The sequence below is a fragment of the Labrenzia sp. PHM005 genome, from assembly GCF_006517275.1.
Lineage (GTDB): Bacteria > Pseudomonadota > Alphaproteobacteria > Rhizobiales > Stappiaceae > Roseibium.
Genome location: NZ_CP041191.1, coordinates 21,008 through 36,559 on the forward strand (window position 1 = coordinate 21,008; position 15,552 = coordinate 36,559).

The window sequence follows — 15,552 nt, forward strand, 5'->3', positions numbered from 1 at the left end:
GCGAATCCACCGGCTACACCGCACTCCTACAATCTTCAATACAGTCAGATGAAAGGTAGATGTACTAGCAGGATCGACCCTCTCCCCATAGATTGATCCACACTGGAGATTGTGAATTTCTTGAATTCGATCCTGCCGCCGGACCCAGTCTTGCAGTAATGCGTAGGCGAGAAACGCAACAGACAAACTCGAGTTTTGTGGTCAGTATCCGGACACGTTCATCCGTTTGAGTTAGCGTTGTTCTGCTCTAGGCCTCTAAGGTGGGAGCGCCTAGTCCAATGGGGTTGAACCCTGCGTTTGTATTCAGTCGGCATCAAATGGCTTGTAGTGCCGATTTCCTTCCAAAAAGTCCTCAAAGCGGAAGTTTCTCGCTGCTTCCCCATCTTCGCGTTTGCTGGCTTCCTCGCGCACACTTTTTTCAACGCTCTTCATAATGTCTTTGTTGCGCTCAGGCAGGTGCGGGGACCAAATCAATCGATACTCTGCACCATCCAACTCGCGGTCAATCTTTAGGGCGTTTCCATCCAAGCAGACAGCATCATTATTGAAGGAGTTGCAATCGCCCCAAAAAAAATCAAATCGCCCGGTGCGGTTAAAATGCCTAGGTGAGCCAGTATCGTTTACAAAGGCGTAGCCATCGTGAATCATTGCCGATTTGCCCGAACCACACTCAACTCCAACAAGCTCCTCAAAAAACAGAAGTTCGCCCCGCCGATGGTGTTTTGTTGAAGCAGCTAAGCTCCGACAGGGGTGAGTGCAATTCGTATCAATACCATACCCTTTACCGTGCTTACACACTGCTTCCGACACTAGTTTTGAGTGCCTTTTTGCATATTCAACGAAAACACTTCCATTTGGCGCATCTTCACCAGTATAATTATATATGTATTTCTCTCCCCCCGAAATGTACTTGCATACACCCTCAATAGAATGACAATTTCTTTTGTTCGGCGGATCATTCTCTAGTAATGGAACGTAATAATGTGTAACTTTATTAGTTCTCTGAGTATCTGAGTTATCCTGCGCGATCACCGCTCCACCGGATATGGTTAAAATGATCAGACTTTTGAGCACATTTAAAAACATTCTGGGTTCCTTCGACAAAGATACGCTAGGAAAAATATCCTATTCAGTCAATCAGTAGCCGTAGTTCAACGCTAACACCTAACTTCCCCAATCAAGACTGTCACCGATCACAACAATTAGAAATTGCAGATAGCTAGCACCTCCACCCTCTAATCAATCCACTCTACATTACTGAAACCATTGAAATTGAACCTACCGCCCGATCCACACCTTCTGTTTTACGTTGGAAGCAAACGAAACAGATAAACTACTCGGGATCTGTGCTTAGTATTCTGCCTAGACTGTACGTGTGGCACGTTTTCTTTCCGCGATAGGCCTCACCGGAACGGGTTCCTAGTTACTTAACTCCACGTTATGCGAATTTGATCGCCCAAACCCTGTTTAACAGTGATATGAATCATTTCTAGAACACAACAAAGTGCGGCACCTTATACAAGTCGATGAATTGAATATTACTTCCACTGCATAATACTAGTACCCTTTCACCTTGAGCTCAGCAACATCACGCTCACCTTTAAGTATTTCAATTTCTATTTCAATAGCTCTAATAATACTTTGCTCATCACCAGCCAACAAAGCTTCATGATAGCGTTCCTGTGCATCTTTTAGTTTCAACTCTACAACACTCAAAGCATATTTTGCTTCCTGGGAATCGATTCTTGTTTCGATGCTGACGGCACTACCTAAAGCGGTCACCGCATCTTCGATAACGCTTTCCCCTTCCTTTGCGAGGAATTCTCTTATTAGCTCTTCGAATAGGGAGAGTTCTTTGTATTCTGTAATCGCGCCTACCAGCAGATACGGCTGAACGTGATTTACCTTTAATTTTAGATTGTTGCCTGTTTCTTTTTGGACTTCTACCATTGAGCTTCTAACTTCCTTAACTACTTTTTTTAGCTTAACGGCTTCGTCTTTAGCAGTTTTTATTCTAACACGCTGAGCGCCCAACTTGTTTTCATTATTTTGCAATTTGACAATATCTTGCAAATTCTTTTGATGTCTAAGAGATGATTTAATAAGTTCGTTCGCTCCGCCCTCGTCTCCTGTTTTTTTAATTTGGTCGGAGTAATAAGTTACCAGCGCTGCGCTAACTTCGGATGCTGCTCTGAGGTTTTGAATATTATCCGCATCAGCGGGCGCGGCATTTGGAAGTTCCATTTGCGAAATGCGATCTAACAAGGCTTCAACCACCTTAAGATAAAGGTAGTTGTGCGCGTGCTCTATTTCATTGCCACGAAATTCTGCATAGGCCGCTCTGACGCTAGGCTGGTTTTTCTGAGCCAAAACAAAATCTTCATATTTATCCAGAAATTCGGTTATCTGCTTCCATGTAGATTTACGGGAAGCGATTTTCTTGATAGCCGCCTCACTTGGAATAGGGATAGGTGACCAGAAAATATTCCTGTCCATTGGAGCGTATTTGTCCGCACTGATCGGCGTAGACGACGGATTTTGATAGTTACCCATATCCTTCTCATTAAACAGGATACCTCCTATAGAAGTATTATTTTGAGAAGGGTCGGTGAGTTCAAAAGAGATCGACAGTGCGTCGGTAGGATTATTTTTACCCGCCTGTAAGCTTTCAAAATAGGCGACGGTTTTTGGCACCATACGATATGCACTACCATCACTTGATCGTTCAGCAACGAACTCAGCATAGAAATTCGGTCTTTGCTGAAAACCCATTTCTTGCAAAATCTTCTGTCCGGCTGGAGTAGCCCAGTAAGTGTTAGCATCGGCCTTGATAGGGGGAGGCCCTACTTTAGCGCGAACCACTGTTAGACAAGAGCTTAGTAGTGGAGAAAAATACTCACCGGTTTCATGAACTACATAAAACCCATCTGTAGCGAGCGTAAATTGCTCGGAGAATATTTCTTGTCCATCTTCTGTTTCTTTACTTTCTAAGTATTTTCCTAAGAAAAACTTCCCGCCAAATTTTGCAAATCTAAAAAGCTGTGACACTCCATACGCGATGATTGCAGTTCCTACAGATTCTGCAACTAGAGTATTGTTTCCTGTTTTACTGATGGCTGGATCAAGTTTGCCTGGCGTCAGATCCGGAAGTGTTGCTTTTGTTGCTTTTGTATTGACGGTGGATTTTAACTTGGAAATTGGGCACTCATCATAAATACGTGCGCGGTACTCTGTGGAATTGCCGTTCTCCGCTGCGAAGGAAGCGGAAGTTGAAATGGTGAGCGCGACAGCTAATAAATTTCCGAACTTCATATCTGCCTCTTCAATGCGTAAATTAGAATTCGCCAAACTTTGCAACTTAAAGCTTATTTCTGAGATCGATACCTGTCAAAAATTTTATGTAGCCAACTACTCACCAGTGTTGGGCACTGATCGATAGAAAAATAAACCGCTAACCAGAACCACTCCATATTCTACATTATGCGAATCTCTAAGCCCTTATACCCTCCGGATAATTCACTAGCATTTTTTTGAAACTTCATATCTAAATGGTACGCCTAACAATTGACAACGTTACGTCATTTCCGATGGATGGAGGATTCTTCAATGAGGTTTCTTGTTTTTCTTGCAGTATTTATTGCACACGCCACCACGGTTTACGCTGCAGAGCACAAGTGTGATTTTAAACACTTCAAGGACAATGTGAGGTTTGGACAGTCCATCGAAATGGACATGGCAATTCTAAGTATTATCGATCAATCCAATTGGGAGCGAGGTGGAAAGCAAATAGCCGCTGGAGGTGGCTACGGTGGGATCAGTGGGAATGCTAGTTATGAAGAATTTCACGAAACTCGAAAAGAACTCTACAAGAAATTCAAGTATGAAGATAAAAGCCGATATACAACCAGCTATTTGGCAGATTCTTTGTCTGATAATGGCCTGGAAGCCTATTTAGCTTGCCTAGAGGGAACTCGGCACGGCTTATCTGTAGAAGTAGTAAAAGTAACCGACACGCGAGTGCGTATATCGGTGGCCTGGAATCCAAGTCCAAGTCAGCCAGAAGCCATCGATATCACGATTGGAAAACTGATAGGCGCCGAAAAACCTGACGACCCAGTCACAACGTTAAAGCGTGGCATTCGGAAGTTTCTAGATTTTGATCGCAAACCTAACTCAGAATTTAGTGTGACAATTGATAGCCCAATAGTGAGTTCTGAAGCCAGGGATATTCCAAAGCCCCTAAAATTGCCCGAGGGTACAATACTGCTGAATTCAAAATTTTGGCTTGCTGCGCCGGAATATGAGTCTTCAAATGACCAACGGGTTAACCGCACCTGGCTGGCGGAAATTCCCAAAAACAAAGAAACTAAAGAACAAATAGCAACATTTACCTTTGGCGGCCCTCAATCAGTCATGACAGACGTATTTCCAGATGGAAGCTATGAGGCCTATATTGTTTTTCACGGCAAAAGAGAGGGCGGGGGTAGAAGGAAAATTGGAGTATCAAGATTTCAGCTAGGCGGCTGTAAAGGGGAAATACCCTGCACGCATGCTGTTTCGACCAAAAGAGTTTTCTGAATACAACTAGATACTAAAAAAATGTGAGGACTAGTTCGCCGGCCCTCACATACCTAATACCTGATAAAAGCGATATTGGACTCCGGAGTGTTGCGTCGGGAATAACACCAATAAGTTCTACCAATAAAACTAAGTTTTGAGGTTTACGCATACAGATGAGCGAACGAGATAGTCTAGGGAATAAGGAAGAAACTGGAAAAACCGCTTGGGATGTAGTGGCAAAAATTCCGGTTTGGTTGCTCTCCATAGCAGCGCTTGTATTTGTGGCGATAGTCGGAAACGCTATGATCTTTGCGACTCAACAGGTTGAACTTGGTTTTTTAGGAAAATGGGGTCCAACACAAGCGACACCTGAACCAGAAGCTAAAACTCCCCTACTAGCCGGAGCAGTCGTTGCATTTGATCGCAGCGAGAAGAATGGGGGAGCTTGCCCGGCAGGGTGGTCTTTGTTTGAAAGCGCTGGTGGCCGCATGATTGTCGGTGCAGGGACAAACACCAACAAAGATCAAAACGGAATTCCCCTAACAGATTACCCTTCATTTAAAGATGACTCAACAAAGTCTATTGGAGGCGAAGAAAGAGTCACGCTTTCTGTTAGTCAGATACCGGAGCATACTCACGCTTTCACCTTTTCAGATGGAACAAATTCACCTGAACATGTAGATAAATCACACAACGAGTTCGGTTTAAAAAATGCCACAGAGCAAACTGGGCCGGCAGGAGAAGGCCAGTCTCACAACAACATGCCTCCGTTCATCGCGTTGTATTTCTGCAAAAAGAACTGAAAATTCATTCTTTGAACCATATCGCTAATATCTGAGTTTTGACTTGCAGCTGATCATTTTTCCTCTGCAGTCAAAGATACATTTCCATATTACACATTATGCGAATCGATGTGACGGGTCCCGACCGGCCAGGCGCTTTGTGTGTGGTTGCAACATACGAATAACGAGAAGGCTCTACCCCTATTGGCGGGAATATTATTAATCGCTCATGATTTCGTATGCGGCAATGTAAAGACTTTTCTAGCTACCGCTTCAGATCGAATGTCGATGAAGTTCTCCGTTACGTAGGAGTTACCGTCATCAAGTTCAGCCGCTATTCCAACGGAAACCATACCAACCGGCAGCTCGCCAATCGCCATAGCACGTCGACTAGGATCCCATTCGTGTTTTTCTCCGCCAACTGACACCTGGGCAGTGCTCAGCCTTTCAGGATTGCCGATTTCAATTTCCAGGCAACCTAGTTGGGCATTTTTTGATTCTTTGTCTTTCGAAGACTTCATCTTTTCATGTATCACTTCACGCGCAAGTTTTCTTGCCTCAGGCGTAGCAGCAGCTATTCTTTTGGAAAGAACACTTCGGCCTTCTCTTATCTTTTCACCAAAACTAATTTCTACTGAACTTTTAACAGCATCAGCGGCGTCTCTATTTTCACGAATAATTGATATACAAGATTCTATTTTCTCTTGAGCCGCATCATCACTCGGAACTGTTGCAGATAATATATTTCTATACTGGATAAGCTCAGATCGAATGGACTCAGTTGCGGTTACTGCTGATGCATTAAGCATCCAACTATCCGTATGTACAAACACCTGATCTGACAAAATTGCGATGCCGGCAAGAAGTAAAGAAGCATATGCAAGTTCGACGGTTGGAAAATGCGGCAACCAAGAATGAAGCGGAACTTGCAGGAGAGGCAATATTACTCCGACAGTAAGGAAAAACATACCACCAGCGCGTGAGACCCATGAGAAAGTGCGGTAACGCAACATCCTTCGGTAAAACTTGTCTCTGCGTTCTGTCAGTATTTCAATCTCCGCGTCGATAAGCCCAAGCATCGCAGATTTGGTTACAGGAAACTCGACACCCGTATAATTATTTTCCATAATGCTAACCCCCTAATTATTTATTTCTTATATTTTCTCGAAATTTTGGCTAATTTAAATTCTATTATATTTCATATTATCTTATAATTCAGATAATTTACTTCTTATACTCTCCAGTATTTCAATATCACTATATATTTCATTTAGATTTATTCTATGTTCAATATTCTTATCCATTAATTTTATAATATTTGACATTCCTTTCTCGTGCTCCAAAAACTTGTTTCGAAATTCAGGCTCGTTGAGACGTTCCACGAAAGCTTCAAGAACATTCAGCGCGGCATTGAGCTCATCACTAAAAAGATTTGGTTCAATTGCCATCAATTCCACAAGGTTTCTTAAATGAGTTATCGCCTCAATGGTCACGTCCTCTTTTGAGGTATTAATCATATGGCTAATTGTAATTGCATCTTCTTGATCTGATTTTTCACTATCACTTATTTCTGGAAATTGACTGATTAACTCACGCTTCATTTCTTCTTTATTTAAAAGTAATATTTTTAGTCTATCAACTATAGGTCTAGATGTTTCAATAATGTTTTCTATTGTTTCATTTTCTCTTTCCATATTTTCTTTTGTCTTAGCTATCCTTTCTTCCGTGGTTTCCAGTTTTACCCTTGGGTTTAATTCCTGGATAAAACTATCTGGGTCCTCATCCCAACCTGAATCTATATAATCCAAATTGTGGGAGTATTTTTCACTAAATTTTTTGCTATCTATGCGGTAGTCAAAAGTACTGCATATCTTACTCACAAATTCTCTAGCTTGATCTACATCCATATTAGGTATTATTGAAATAATATCTTCAAATTCGCTAAAATTTTTAGCCAGATTCATTTTTGTCATTAATAATTCGTATTGTGATACGGCCATTTTTCTTTGCATTAATGAAACAAATTCTTCTGTTTTATTAAATTTTTTCTGGACACATTTGCCGTCTCTAAGTTCAGATAAAACATTCATGTAAACGTTTGTAACATTATTCCAATTCGAATCCTGTTCTAATTGTTTTTGCAAATGTACTGGAAGCAATTGTTCTGTAGAATCTAGTGTCAATGGCAAATTCAGTCGATCAAATACATTGGCCACAAACTCTGAACAAAAAGCACTAGACTTTTGATAAACTTCTGATGCCAGATTATTCTTTTGAAAGAAAAGGAAATTGTAATTCTGGCCAACGAAATACATAGAGGCTTCCGAAATTTTCATTGCTGATTGCGAAGCGATTAATCGATCTGAAAACTGTTTATGTCGAAATACCTTAACCAGCCATGTTCCTTTTTTGCGATACCCCGCTTCGCGTCTTGAAGTAAAAATCGGCAATTCTTCAGCATATTGAAGAATAACGCCTTTTCCGAATACGGAATGCACATACAATCCTGGAGCAACACACAGTATAACGTGTGACGATTTCGCCTCATCTCCAGTTATTAATTTTTGGAGACTTCGATTTGCAAATGAACCTATCCCGTTCGCCTTTGTGAATATAATATCTCCTGGGTATTGAACTGCCCACCAGTATTTCTGAAGCGCAACGATTACATCTTTTTCTTTCGTAAAGTCACCCATTTGAAACTCGCCAAAAATAGATACCTAATAGTAGAAAAATTTCCTTCAATATAATACGTTAAGAAATTAATTTTTTCAATTCTACGGCATTCTCCATCTATTTATATTTATATTCGTCATCTTGAAATTTTCTAAAATAAATCGGTATATCAGTTACCCCTCATATCCTAATTACCCTAAAGGGAATATTAGGACGCCAGGAAACTCTCAGATAAATTGCACACATGACAATCTGCTCTTTTAGTTTGCAATTGACAGCCGCAGCGGCTCATATGATGCAATCGAGAATTGTATTGATATCAAGCCGGACGTTTGCCAGTGCCGGGAGCAGCTTTGGCGGAAGACAGTCTCCGTTTCAAGCGGGTTTCGAGCCAGGGCAGCAGGCTGTTGAGCTCGTCCGTGTCTGACGGATTCTCGGCTCGCTCGATCAAAGCATTGTAGGCGCTGGATTGCTCGTCAAGCAGAGCATCGGGTGGGAGAGTTATTCCCTCAGCCTTGTTGAGATCTGTTACCAAGCGGCCGACGGCGCGAAACACATCTGGCTTGATCGTATATCCAGCTTTTAATGCCGAAGCCGCGGTTGCATCTGCAAACATCTCCCCCGCCCCAGTTAAAAGCCAATGGAGGTTTGCTCCGAAAACCTGAGAGTAAGCCGACAGAACGCGAGAAGTCGGTTCGCGATCACCTTTTTCGTAGTTGTAGAGAGACGCCTTACCGATTCCGATTTTTTCAGCGAAGATTCTCACATCGTCACCGCCAACTGTTTTCCTCAATAAACGCAAACGCTTACCGAGCTCAGTTTCTGGTTCGCTTTCCGGTCTCGCCACTCAACACAACAAATAGTCTACATTTGTAGGTTGTATTTTCTACAAATGTGGATTATCCCTATTCTCATCGGGCCGACATACCGGCCCGACTGGTTACACCAAAACCCAAAGAAAACGGCTTGTTGCACCAAACCGTTTTCACGAAAGGCACCTGCTATGGCTAAGCCCAATGAGGTCCCTAAAGGTGGCTGGGATCCGTTTTCCATCAAAGCCGAGCTGCATCGCCAGCACATGACGATGGCCAGGCTCGCGGAGGCAAACGGTAAAAATCCCAAGTCCATGTCTCACGTCTGGAAACGCCCTCTCGCCTGGGCCGAGGAAGCCATTGCGGACTTTCTCGAAACTCCCAAAGAGAAACTGTTTCCGGACCGCTATCCAAAGACGACCGCCCGAATCCTTGATAGCAAATTCCTTACATACACGGCTAGGCAAAAACGCCGAGCGCCCCTGGACCAGGAGGCCGCATAAATGGCCAGTTCCTGCCAACAAAATCTATCAGTCCAGACAATCGCTCCTGTTCTCATTCGGTTTCCCTTCGCGCCCTTCGCACATACGGGTGCCCGGGAAAGCGCGCCACCTGCGGCTTAGTGGTGGGATGCGGCGCTGCCGCCTGGTGTCCTTCTGACTGGAAGGCCACTTCCTCCCCGCAACTTACCGGGCGGACCAACAGGGCGCTCCTGCCGCCCGGTCTTTTGAGCGGCTTTCAAGGGGTAAGTTCGATGGCCGACACAGCAATCAAAATATCTCTCATTGATGTCCCTGAAAATCGGTTGCGCGAGTTCGATCCGGAATGGGCAAACACGCTCGCCGGTATGATCCAGGAAGCTGGACACAAGACACCTATTGATGTTGCTGCGAACGGCAACCGGTTCCGGCTTGTTGCCGGGGAACATCGCCTTGCAGCTTTCATAATACTCAAACGCAAAGAGATTGCCTGCCGGGTTCTGACCCCGGAAACGGATCAGCCGGCAGAAGAATTAAGGCTGCACGAGATCTTGGAAAACCTCGGCCGCAAAGATTTCAATGCCCTTGAACGTTGCGAAGCTCTTTTTGAGCTCAAGCGTGTTTATGAGGCGCTGCATCCCGAAACGAAAAACGGTGGCGACAGAAAGAGTAAAGCCATTCAAGCTAAACGCGAAAATCAGAACGAAATTTTTTCGTTCTGTTTTTCTGCCGCTGAAAACACTGGATTGACAGTACGATCTGTCCAGATTGCCGTCGCAATATTTAAAAGCCTATCTCCAGCTTCCCGAGAGCATCTCAAAGGCACATCTTTTGCCGACAAACAGTCCGATCTGAAGGCTCTTGCCGAGCTCGACCATGAAACCCAGGCAAAGGTCCTGGATCTGATCCTGGGCGATCATCCAAAGGCTGGATCGATTGCAGATGCAAAGCTGATCCTTTCCGGCAGGCCAGCGCCCAAAGAGACAGAAAAACTGCTCAACCGGGTGTCCAGCATATTGCCCAACCTACCCCGCGCCTCACGTTTCGCCGTTTTCCGCCAGCACAAGAAAGACATCATCGATCTGGTGAAAAAGGAGGGCTGGCTCGATGCCTAAATCGCGCGATCCTTTCACCATCGACATGTTCAACGGCTGGACCCCGCCACGGGTGTCTGTTGGCTTTGAACCAGGAGCGATCCCGGGCAACCGGCTCTCCTCTCGTATCAGCCGCGCCATTGCCAAGGCTCTCAAAGAATGCGGTAAGGACCGGACAACCATTGCCGGCCGAATGAGCGAGGCGATCGGCCATCCGGTCAGTGTCGCCATGCTTGACGCCTATGCGAGCGAGGCAAAGACCGACCACAACATTACAGTGGAGCGGTTTGTTGCGCTGATCAAAGCCACCGGCAAAACCGAGTTGCTTGGATTTCTGGCTGAAGATTTCGACCTCGCCGTGATCCCGCGCCGCTTTGAAAATGTAATTGAGCTTGCCCTCATTGAAGACCACCAGCGCGAAGTCGATCAGCGGCGCAAAACCCTGGAAGCCAAGATCCGGGGGGCAAGATGAAACTCTGGCTCACAGCTCAGGAAATTGCGGTTCTTAAACTGGAGGGCTTTCCGGCCAGCCGCTACGGGGTTCAGAAATACGCTGAACGTGAGGGTTGGCAAGGGTCCGATCTTGCCCGCAAACGCAAAGGCCGTGAAGGTGGCGGTGGCCATGAATACCACATCGATCTTCTGCCTCTGGCGCAGCGGCTGGAATATGCCGGATCGTTCATTCGTGTCGAGCGGGACGACTATCTCCTAGAGACAACAAATGCGCTCAACCAGCGTGAACTCAGCACCCGCGATGCCCGGTTGATTGTTCTGAAGGTTGCCGAGCGCTTCCGCAAAACCAGTGGCCTGAAGGCAACCGGATCCGATCATCTGTTTTGCCAGCTCTTCGAAGACGGCAAAGTTCCACTGCCGGATTGGGTTCTGGAGCACGTCAAACGGATTTCTGTCCGGACCATGCACCGCTGGCGCAAGGACGCCCTGACGAACATCAACCAGCTGGCTCATGACCCGTCCCGAGCCCGGAAGGGCACCGGCATATTGGACCGCGCCGAAGATGGCCGGGTGCGGAACTATATTCTCGCGCTTTATGTCTCCAACCAGTTTCTCAGCGCCAAACACATTCGCGATGCGGTCCTGGCCGAGTTTGGCGAGACCCTTCTCATTGAGCGTAAAGGCCGCTTTGAGCAGGTTTCAACGCCGCCTTTAAGGACGTTTCAAAACGCTCTTAAAAACTGGCTATCACAAGACAAAAACGTCCTTTTGAAACTGACCGATCCTGATGCCTACAAGTCCAAGGTCCGCTTTGTGGCCACAGGCGCAAACCGCATGGACCGGCTCAATCAGAAATGGGAAATCGATGCGTCCCGCTCCGATGTCATGACGACGGACGGGCGCATGAACATCTATGCGGCGATCGATCTTTATTCGCGCCGGGTTATCATTCTGGTGACTGAAAATCCCCGTGCTGCGGCCGTCGGCCTGTTAATCCGCCGGTGCATTCTCGCCTGGGGTGTTCCCGAAACCATCAAGAGCGACAACGGGTCGGATTTCATTGCTAAGTCGATCGTCCGCCTGCTGGATGCCCTCGGGATCGAACACGAGCTGTCCTCCCCCTATTCGCCCGAACAAAAGGGAACTGTTGAACGGGTGATCGGCACCTTTCAACGAGACTTTGCTGCCACCCAGCCTGGTTTTATTGGTCACTCGGTAGCCGACCGGAAGATCATTGAAGCTCGAAAGGCTTTTTCGGCTCGTCACGGCACAGACGATGCCAAGCTCTTCAATGTCGAACTCTCCGCTCAAGAACTCCAGCACTATGCGGACCAATGGGCTGAAGAACGCTATGCCCATACCCCGCATGAAGGCCTAAAACGCAAGACGCCCTATCAAGTGGCACAGGCCTATACCGGCAGTGTTCACGCTCTAAATGATCCAACCGCGTTGAATGTCTTGCTCGCTCCGATCGCTGGCCAGAACGGCTTACGCAAAGTGACGAAACAGGGCATCCGGGTCGGCGGCGAGTATTTCTATACCGGTGATGTTCTCCCTGGCACGGAGATCCTTGCCCGCCATGATCCGGAAGATCTTGGCAAACTCTGGCTCTTTGAACCGGATGGAGAAAGCTATCTCGGCGAAGCCATCAATCCGGATCTTGCTGGTCTCGATCCTGCTGAAACCATCCAGAAAGTTCGCGCTAAACAAAAGGCGATCGAAGATGAACGCCTCGCCGATATCCGGAAAGAAAAGCGGCGGATCACACCGCGCACCATCGCCGAAGCCCAGCGCGCTGCGACACAGCACAACGCCGATGTGCTCAGTTTTCCAAAGCCGAGCCAGAAATACGAAACCGCCAAAATGCAGGCTGCGTCTGCCGTTAAAGCAAAGCGGACACCAATACCGCTGAGTGATGATCAACGTCAGATGATGGAGCAGCTGCAAAAAAAACCCGCAGCGCCGGACAAGGTCACGCAGCTGAACGCTTTGGATACGGCCGACAAACGGTTTTTCCGCGCCCGTCAATTGGAGGCACGGATCGCCAATGGTTCCAAACTCTCCAACAAGGAAGCGATCTGGCTCGCTGACTATCAATCCGATCCGGAGTACCGGGCTCGAATGATGCTGCTCGAGGACGATCCCTTGCTGAAATCCCAAGTGCCGCCCGCGTCGTGAGGGGCAACAATAGGCCCTGACATCACTTGTATTCAGAGCCGGACATCAAAAGCTTGAAGGACTTCAAAATGACGACACAAAGTCATCCAGGCAATCGCGGCGGCCTCGCCCCTCTCAAGAATGTCGCCCGGTGCCTGACGGTCATGGGAACCTTAAGAGAGCGCGGACCACACTTGCCGGGGATTGGCGTGTTTCACGGGTATTCCGGATACGGCAAGACCTATGCCGCCATTCTGGCGCAGCACAAGACGGATGCTCTTCGGGTTGAAGTCGGCGACAGCTGGACCAAGAAAACTCTGCTGCAAAAGATCCTGAAAGAAGCAGAAGCCCCAACCCGGGGCACCATCGCCGATCTAACGGAACAAGTGATCCTGGCCCTTGGTGATGATCCCGACCGGCCGCTGATCATCGATGAAGCAGACAAGCTTGCCGACAAAGGCATTTTGGAAATCGTCCGGGAGGTCCATGACCACAGCCATGCGCCAATCCTTCTAATTGGCGAGGAACTTCTGCCCACTAAAATCCAGAAGGTCGAACGGGTGCACAACCGGGTTCTTCATTGGGAACCGGCAGAACCCTGTGACCGGGAAGACGCAGAGGTTCTGGCACGTTATTTCGCACCGGACCTGAGCCTCAGCGGCGACCTAATCGACCACATGGTGAATGTCACCAGCGGTCTTGCCCGGCGGATCAACGTCAACCTGGAACGGTTGGTTACACATGCGCGCCGTCAAGGTTTGAGCGAGCTGGATATCAAGGACCTGCCAAAAGGCTTTTTCTTCACCGGAGAGCCGCCCCGCCGGATCGGCCGCAGGGCCGCATAATGTCCATCCAACTGGAACTGCGGGTCACGACCGCAAACCCAATCTGCCGCGGCCATGACCATTATTGGCGGGTTATCCGGGATCTGACGAATGACGGAGACACGTTCACCCGCCGGGATGTCGCGCAAAGCGCAAACGACCGGACGGACAAATGCGTTGCCGATTTCATCAAGCGTCTCGTTGCTGCTGGATATGCCGAAATCATCGAACAGCGACAGCACGATGCCATGAGCAACGACATCGGGATCTTCAACGTCTACCGGCTGCTCAAACGCCCTGCGCGGACCCCAATCGTCAATCGGGATGGAACACTCGGTGTTCAGGGCCTTGCTCAGTTCAACATGTGGACCTCGATGCGGGCTTTGAACAGCTTCGACAGCGTGGAGCTTGCGGCTGTTTCTTCAACTGACAAGGTCGAAGTTCAAAAGACCACCGCGCAAAGATACGCCCGTCATCTTCAAGATGCTGGATATCTCGCAATTCTGCGGCCAGGTGCTCCAAACGTTGGTCGTATCTGGCGCCTAAAACCCTCCATGAACAGTGGTCCTAATCCACCCAAGATCCTGCGCTCCAAAATGGTCTATGACACCAATCTCAAAAAGATCATGGGAACGCCGGTTGCGACGGAGGTCGCAGCATGACCGCCGAAACCATGGCTGCAAAAGCAAAAATCGCCTGGGGCGCTGACCTTCCAGATTATGTGCGGGAGCTTGCCCGTCTTGCGGACAATCAAAGCCTCAACTCCTGCGCCAAAAGAATAGGCCTTTCACCGGCCACTCTGAGCCAGACGATTTCGAACCGGTATCCGGGAAACCAGAAGAAGGTCGAGGCAGCCGTTCGGGGTGCCTTGATGGGCGAAACGGTTGTCTGCCCAATTCTTGGAGAGATCGGCCGTCACATCTGCCTGGATTGGCAGGGCAAACCGCGCGCCGTCACCAACGCCATCCGCTCGCAGGTTTATCGTGCCTGCCGGGACGGATGTCCGCATTCCTATTTGAGGAGAACCAGCAATGCTTAGCAAAGACCTGGAATGCTTTTGGGCAGCCCTGGAAATGCGGAAAAACGACCGCGGCGAGATCATACTGGATCAGCGTCTGGCGGTGGTTGCTGAACTGGCGCTCCAAGACTGCGTCCATCAAGCCCGGCAGATGGAAGCCGCACGGATTTCAAGACCGGCAACAATCATTGATTTGTCCGATGACAAGATCGTTTTGTTTCCGATCGCCAAGCGTTCGGTTCCCTTTAATGACGGGGGCGCAGCATGACCCCGAAAACCACGCCTCTCACCTATCTGGAGCAGGCAACGTTGATCGGTTTTCTAGCACTTGGCGAGGATTACCCGTTTATCGCTGAAGTTTTGGACCGCCCGGTTGGTGACCTCCGGTCGGTTGCCGCTGAAATCGCCCGCACTCAGCAGCTTGCCGCAGTGGTCTCAAACACGGTGGTCACATCACCTGCCAAGACACCAAAGGCACAAGCGGTCCTTCCAGAACCACCCCCGGAAAAGCCGAAACCCAAGTGGCGCCCGCGCCGGTTCCGCATGTTGCCGATTGCCAGCCGGCAGGCACCCCGGGGCACTTATGATGTGACCGCCGCGCTGATGGGCGATCCGCCTGCCGCCGCGTTTGAACGCTCCTTGGCCAAGCCTGCCGAAATTCGCCCCGGCAGACACTCCGGGAAATGGAGCTGACCCG

Annotated in this window: 16 protein-coding genes; 11 read left to right on the top strand and 5 right to left on the bottom strand. The window is 48.1% G+C overall.

Annotated features, from left to right (window positions below):
• Positions 1 to 303 precede the first annotated feature (303 nt).
• Entirely contained in the window at positions 304 to 1,086 is a 783-nt protein-coding gene (locus FJ695_RS00205) for a hypothetical protein (protein WP_141183567.1), read from the bottom strand.
• Positions 1,087 to 1,557: 471 nt separating this feature from the next.
• A complete protein-coding gene (locus FJ695_RS00210) occupies positions 1,558 to 3,312 on the bottom strand; it encodes a hypothetical protein (RefSeq protein WP_141183568.1) in 1,755 nt (584 codons plus the stop codon).
• A gap of 294 nt (positions 3,313 to 3,606) precedes the next feature.
• Here FJ695_RS00210 and FJ695_RS00215 point away from each other — a divergent pair, with 294 nt between their 5' ends.
• The gene (locus tag FJ695_RS00215; RefSeq protein ID WP_141183569.1) at positions 3,607 to 4,578 is read left to right on the top strand and encodes a hypothetical protein; all 972 of its coding nucleotides are present in this window, start codon (positions 3,607 to 3,609) and stop codon (positions 4,576 to 4,578) included.
• 155 nt (positions 4,579 to 4,733) lie between these two features.
• Entirely contained in the window at positions 4,734 to 5,363 is a 630-nt protein-coding gene (locus tag FJ695_RS00220) for a hypothetical protein (protein WP_141183570.1), read from the top strand.
• Between the two features lie 206 nt (positions 5,364 to 5,569).
• On the opposite strand, the gene FJ695_RS00225 is transcribed toward FJ695_RS00220, so the two are convergent.
• From FJ695_RS00225 to FJ695_RS00235, 3 genes are all read right to left on the bottom strand, one after another.
• Positions 5,570 to 6,469, bottom strand: a complete 900-nt coding sequence (locus tag FJ695_RS00225; RefSeq protein WP_141183571.1) for a hypothetical protein — start codon at positions 6,467 to 6,469, stop codon at positions 5,570 to 5,572.
• Between the two features lie 81 nt (positions 6,470 to 6,550).
• A complete protein-coding gene (locus FJ695_RS00230) occupies positions 6,551 to 8,038 on the bottom strand; it encodes a hypothetical protein (RefSeq protein WP_141183572.1) in 1,488 nt (495 codons plus the stop codon).
• A gap of 299 nt (positions 8,039 to 8,337) precedes the next feature.
• Positions 8,338 to 8,865, bottom strand: coding sequence for a helix-turn-helix domain-containing protein (locus FJ695_RS00235; protein WP_141183573.1), 528 nt, complete (start codon positions 8,863 to 8,865; stop codon positions 8,338 to 8,340).
• 156 nt (positions 8,866 to 9,021) lie between these two features.
• On the opposite strand from FJ695_RS00235, the gene FJ695_RS00240 reads away from it, so the two are divergent.
• The 9 genes from FJ695_RS00240 (at position 9,022) to FJ695_RS00280 (ending at position 15,548) form a co-directional block, all read left to right on the top strand.
• Complete coding sequence (locus tag FJ695_RS00240; protein WP_141183574.1) at positions 9,022 to 9,333, top strand: helix-turn-helix domain-containing protein; 312 nt, start codon at positions 9,022 to 9,024, stop codon at positions 9,331 to 9,333.
• Positions 9,334 to 9,584: 251 nt separating this feature from the next.
• A complete protein-coding gene (locus tag FJ695_RS00245) occupies positions 9,585 to 10,424 on the top strand; it encodes a ParB N-terminal domain-containing protein (RefSeq protein ID WP_141183575.1) in 840 nt (279 codons plus the stop codon).
• On the top strand, positions 10,417 to 10,875 hold the full coding sequence (locus FJ695_RS00250; protein ID WP_209010851.1) for a hypothetical protein: 459 nt from the start codon (positions 10,417 to 10,419) through the stop codon (positions 10,873 to 10,875). The genes FJ695_RS00245 and FJ695_RS00250 overlap by 8 nt, the downstream gene beginning before the upstream one ends.
• A complete protein-coding gene (locus FJ695_RS00255) occupies positions 10,872 to 13,034 on the top strand; it encodes a DDE-type integrase/transposase/recombinase (RefSeq protein ID WP_141183576.1) in 2,163 nt (720 codons plus the stop codon). The genes FJ695_RS00250 and FJ695_RS00255 overlap by 4 nt, the downstream gene beginning before the upstream one ends.
• Before the next feature lie 68 nt (positions 13,035 to 13,102).
• Positions 13,103 to 13,858 (top strand): AAA family ATPase, encoded by a 756-nt coding sequence (locus tag FJ695_RS00260; protein WP_141183577.1) that lies wholly within the window; start codon positions 13,103 to 13,105, stop codon positions 13,856 to 13,858.
• Positions 13,858 to 14,499 (top strand): hypothetical protein, encoded by a 642-nt coding sequence (locus FJ695_RS00265; RefSeq protein WP_141183578.1) that lies wholly within the window; start codon positions 13,858 to 13,860, stop codon positions 14,497 to 14,499. Before FJ695_RS00260 ends, FJ695_RS00265 begins: the two co-directional genes overlap by 1 nt.
• Positions 14,496 to 14,876 carry a transcriptional regulator gene (locus FJ695_RS00270; RefSeq protein ID WP_141183579.1) on the top strand — a complete coding sequence of 127 codons (381 nt, stop codon included), beginning with the start codon at positions 14,496 to 14,498 and terminating at the stop codon, positions 14,874 to 14,876. The genes FJ695_RS00265 and FJ695_RS00270 overlap by 4 nt, the downstream gene beginning before the upstream one ends.
• A complete protein-coding gene (locus FJ695_RS00275; RefSeq protein WP_141183580.1) occupies positions 14,869 to 15,123 on the top strand; it encodes a hypothetical protein in 255 nt (84 codons plus the stop codon). The genes FJ695_RS00270 and FJ695_RS00275 overlap by 8 nt, the downstream gene beginning before the upstream one ends.
• Complete coding sequence (locus FJ695_RS00280) at positions 15,120 to 15,548, top strand: hypothetical protein (protein ID WP_141183581.1); 429 nt, start codon at positions 15,120 to 15,122, stop codon at positions 15,546 to 15,548. The genes FJ695_RS00275 and FJ695_RS00280 overlap by 4 nt, the downstream gene beginning before the upstream one ends.
• Positions 15,549 to 15,552: the final 4 nt, after the last annotated feature.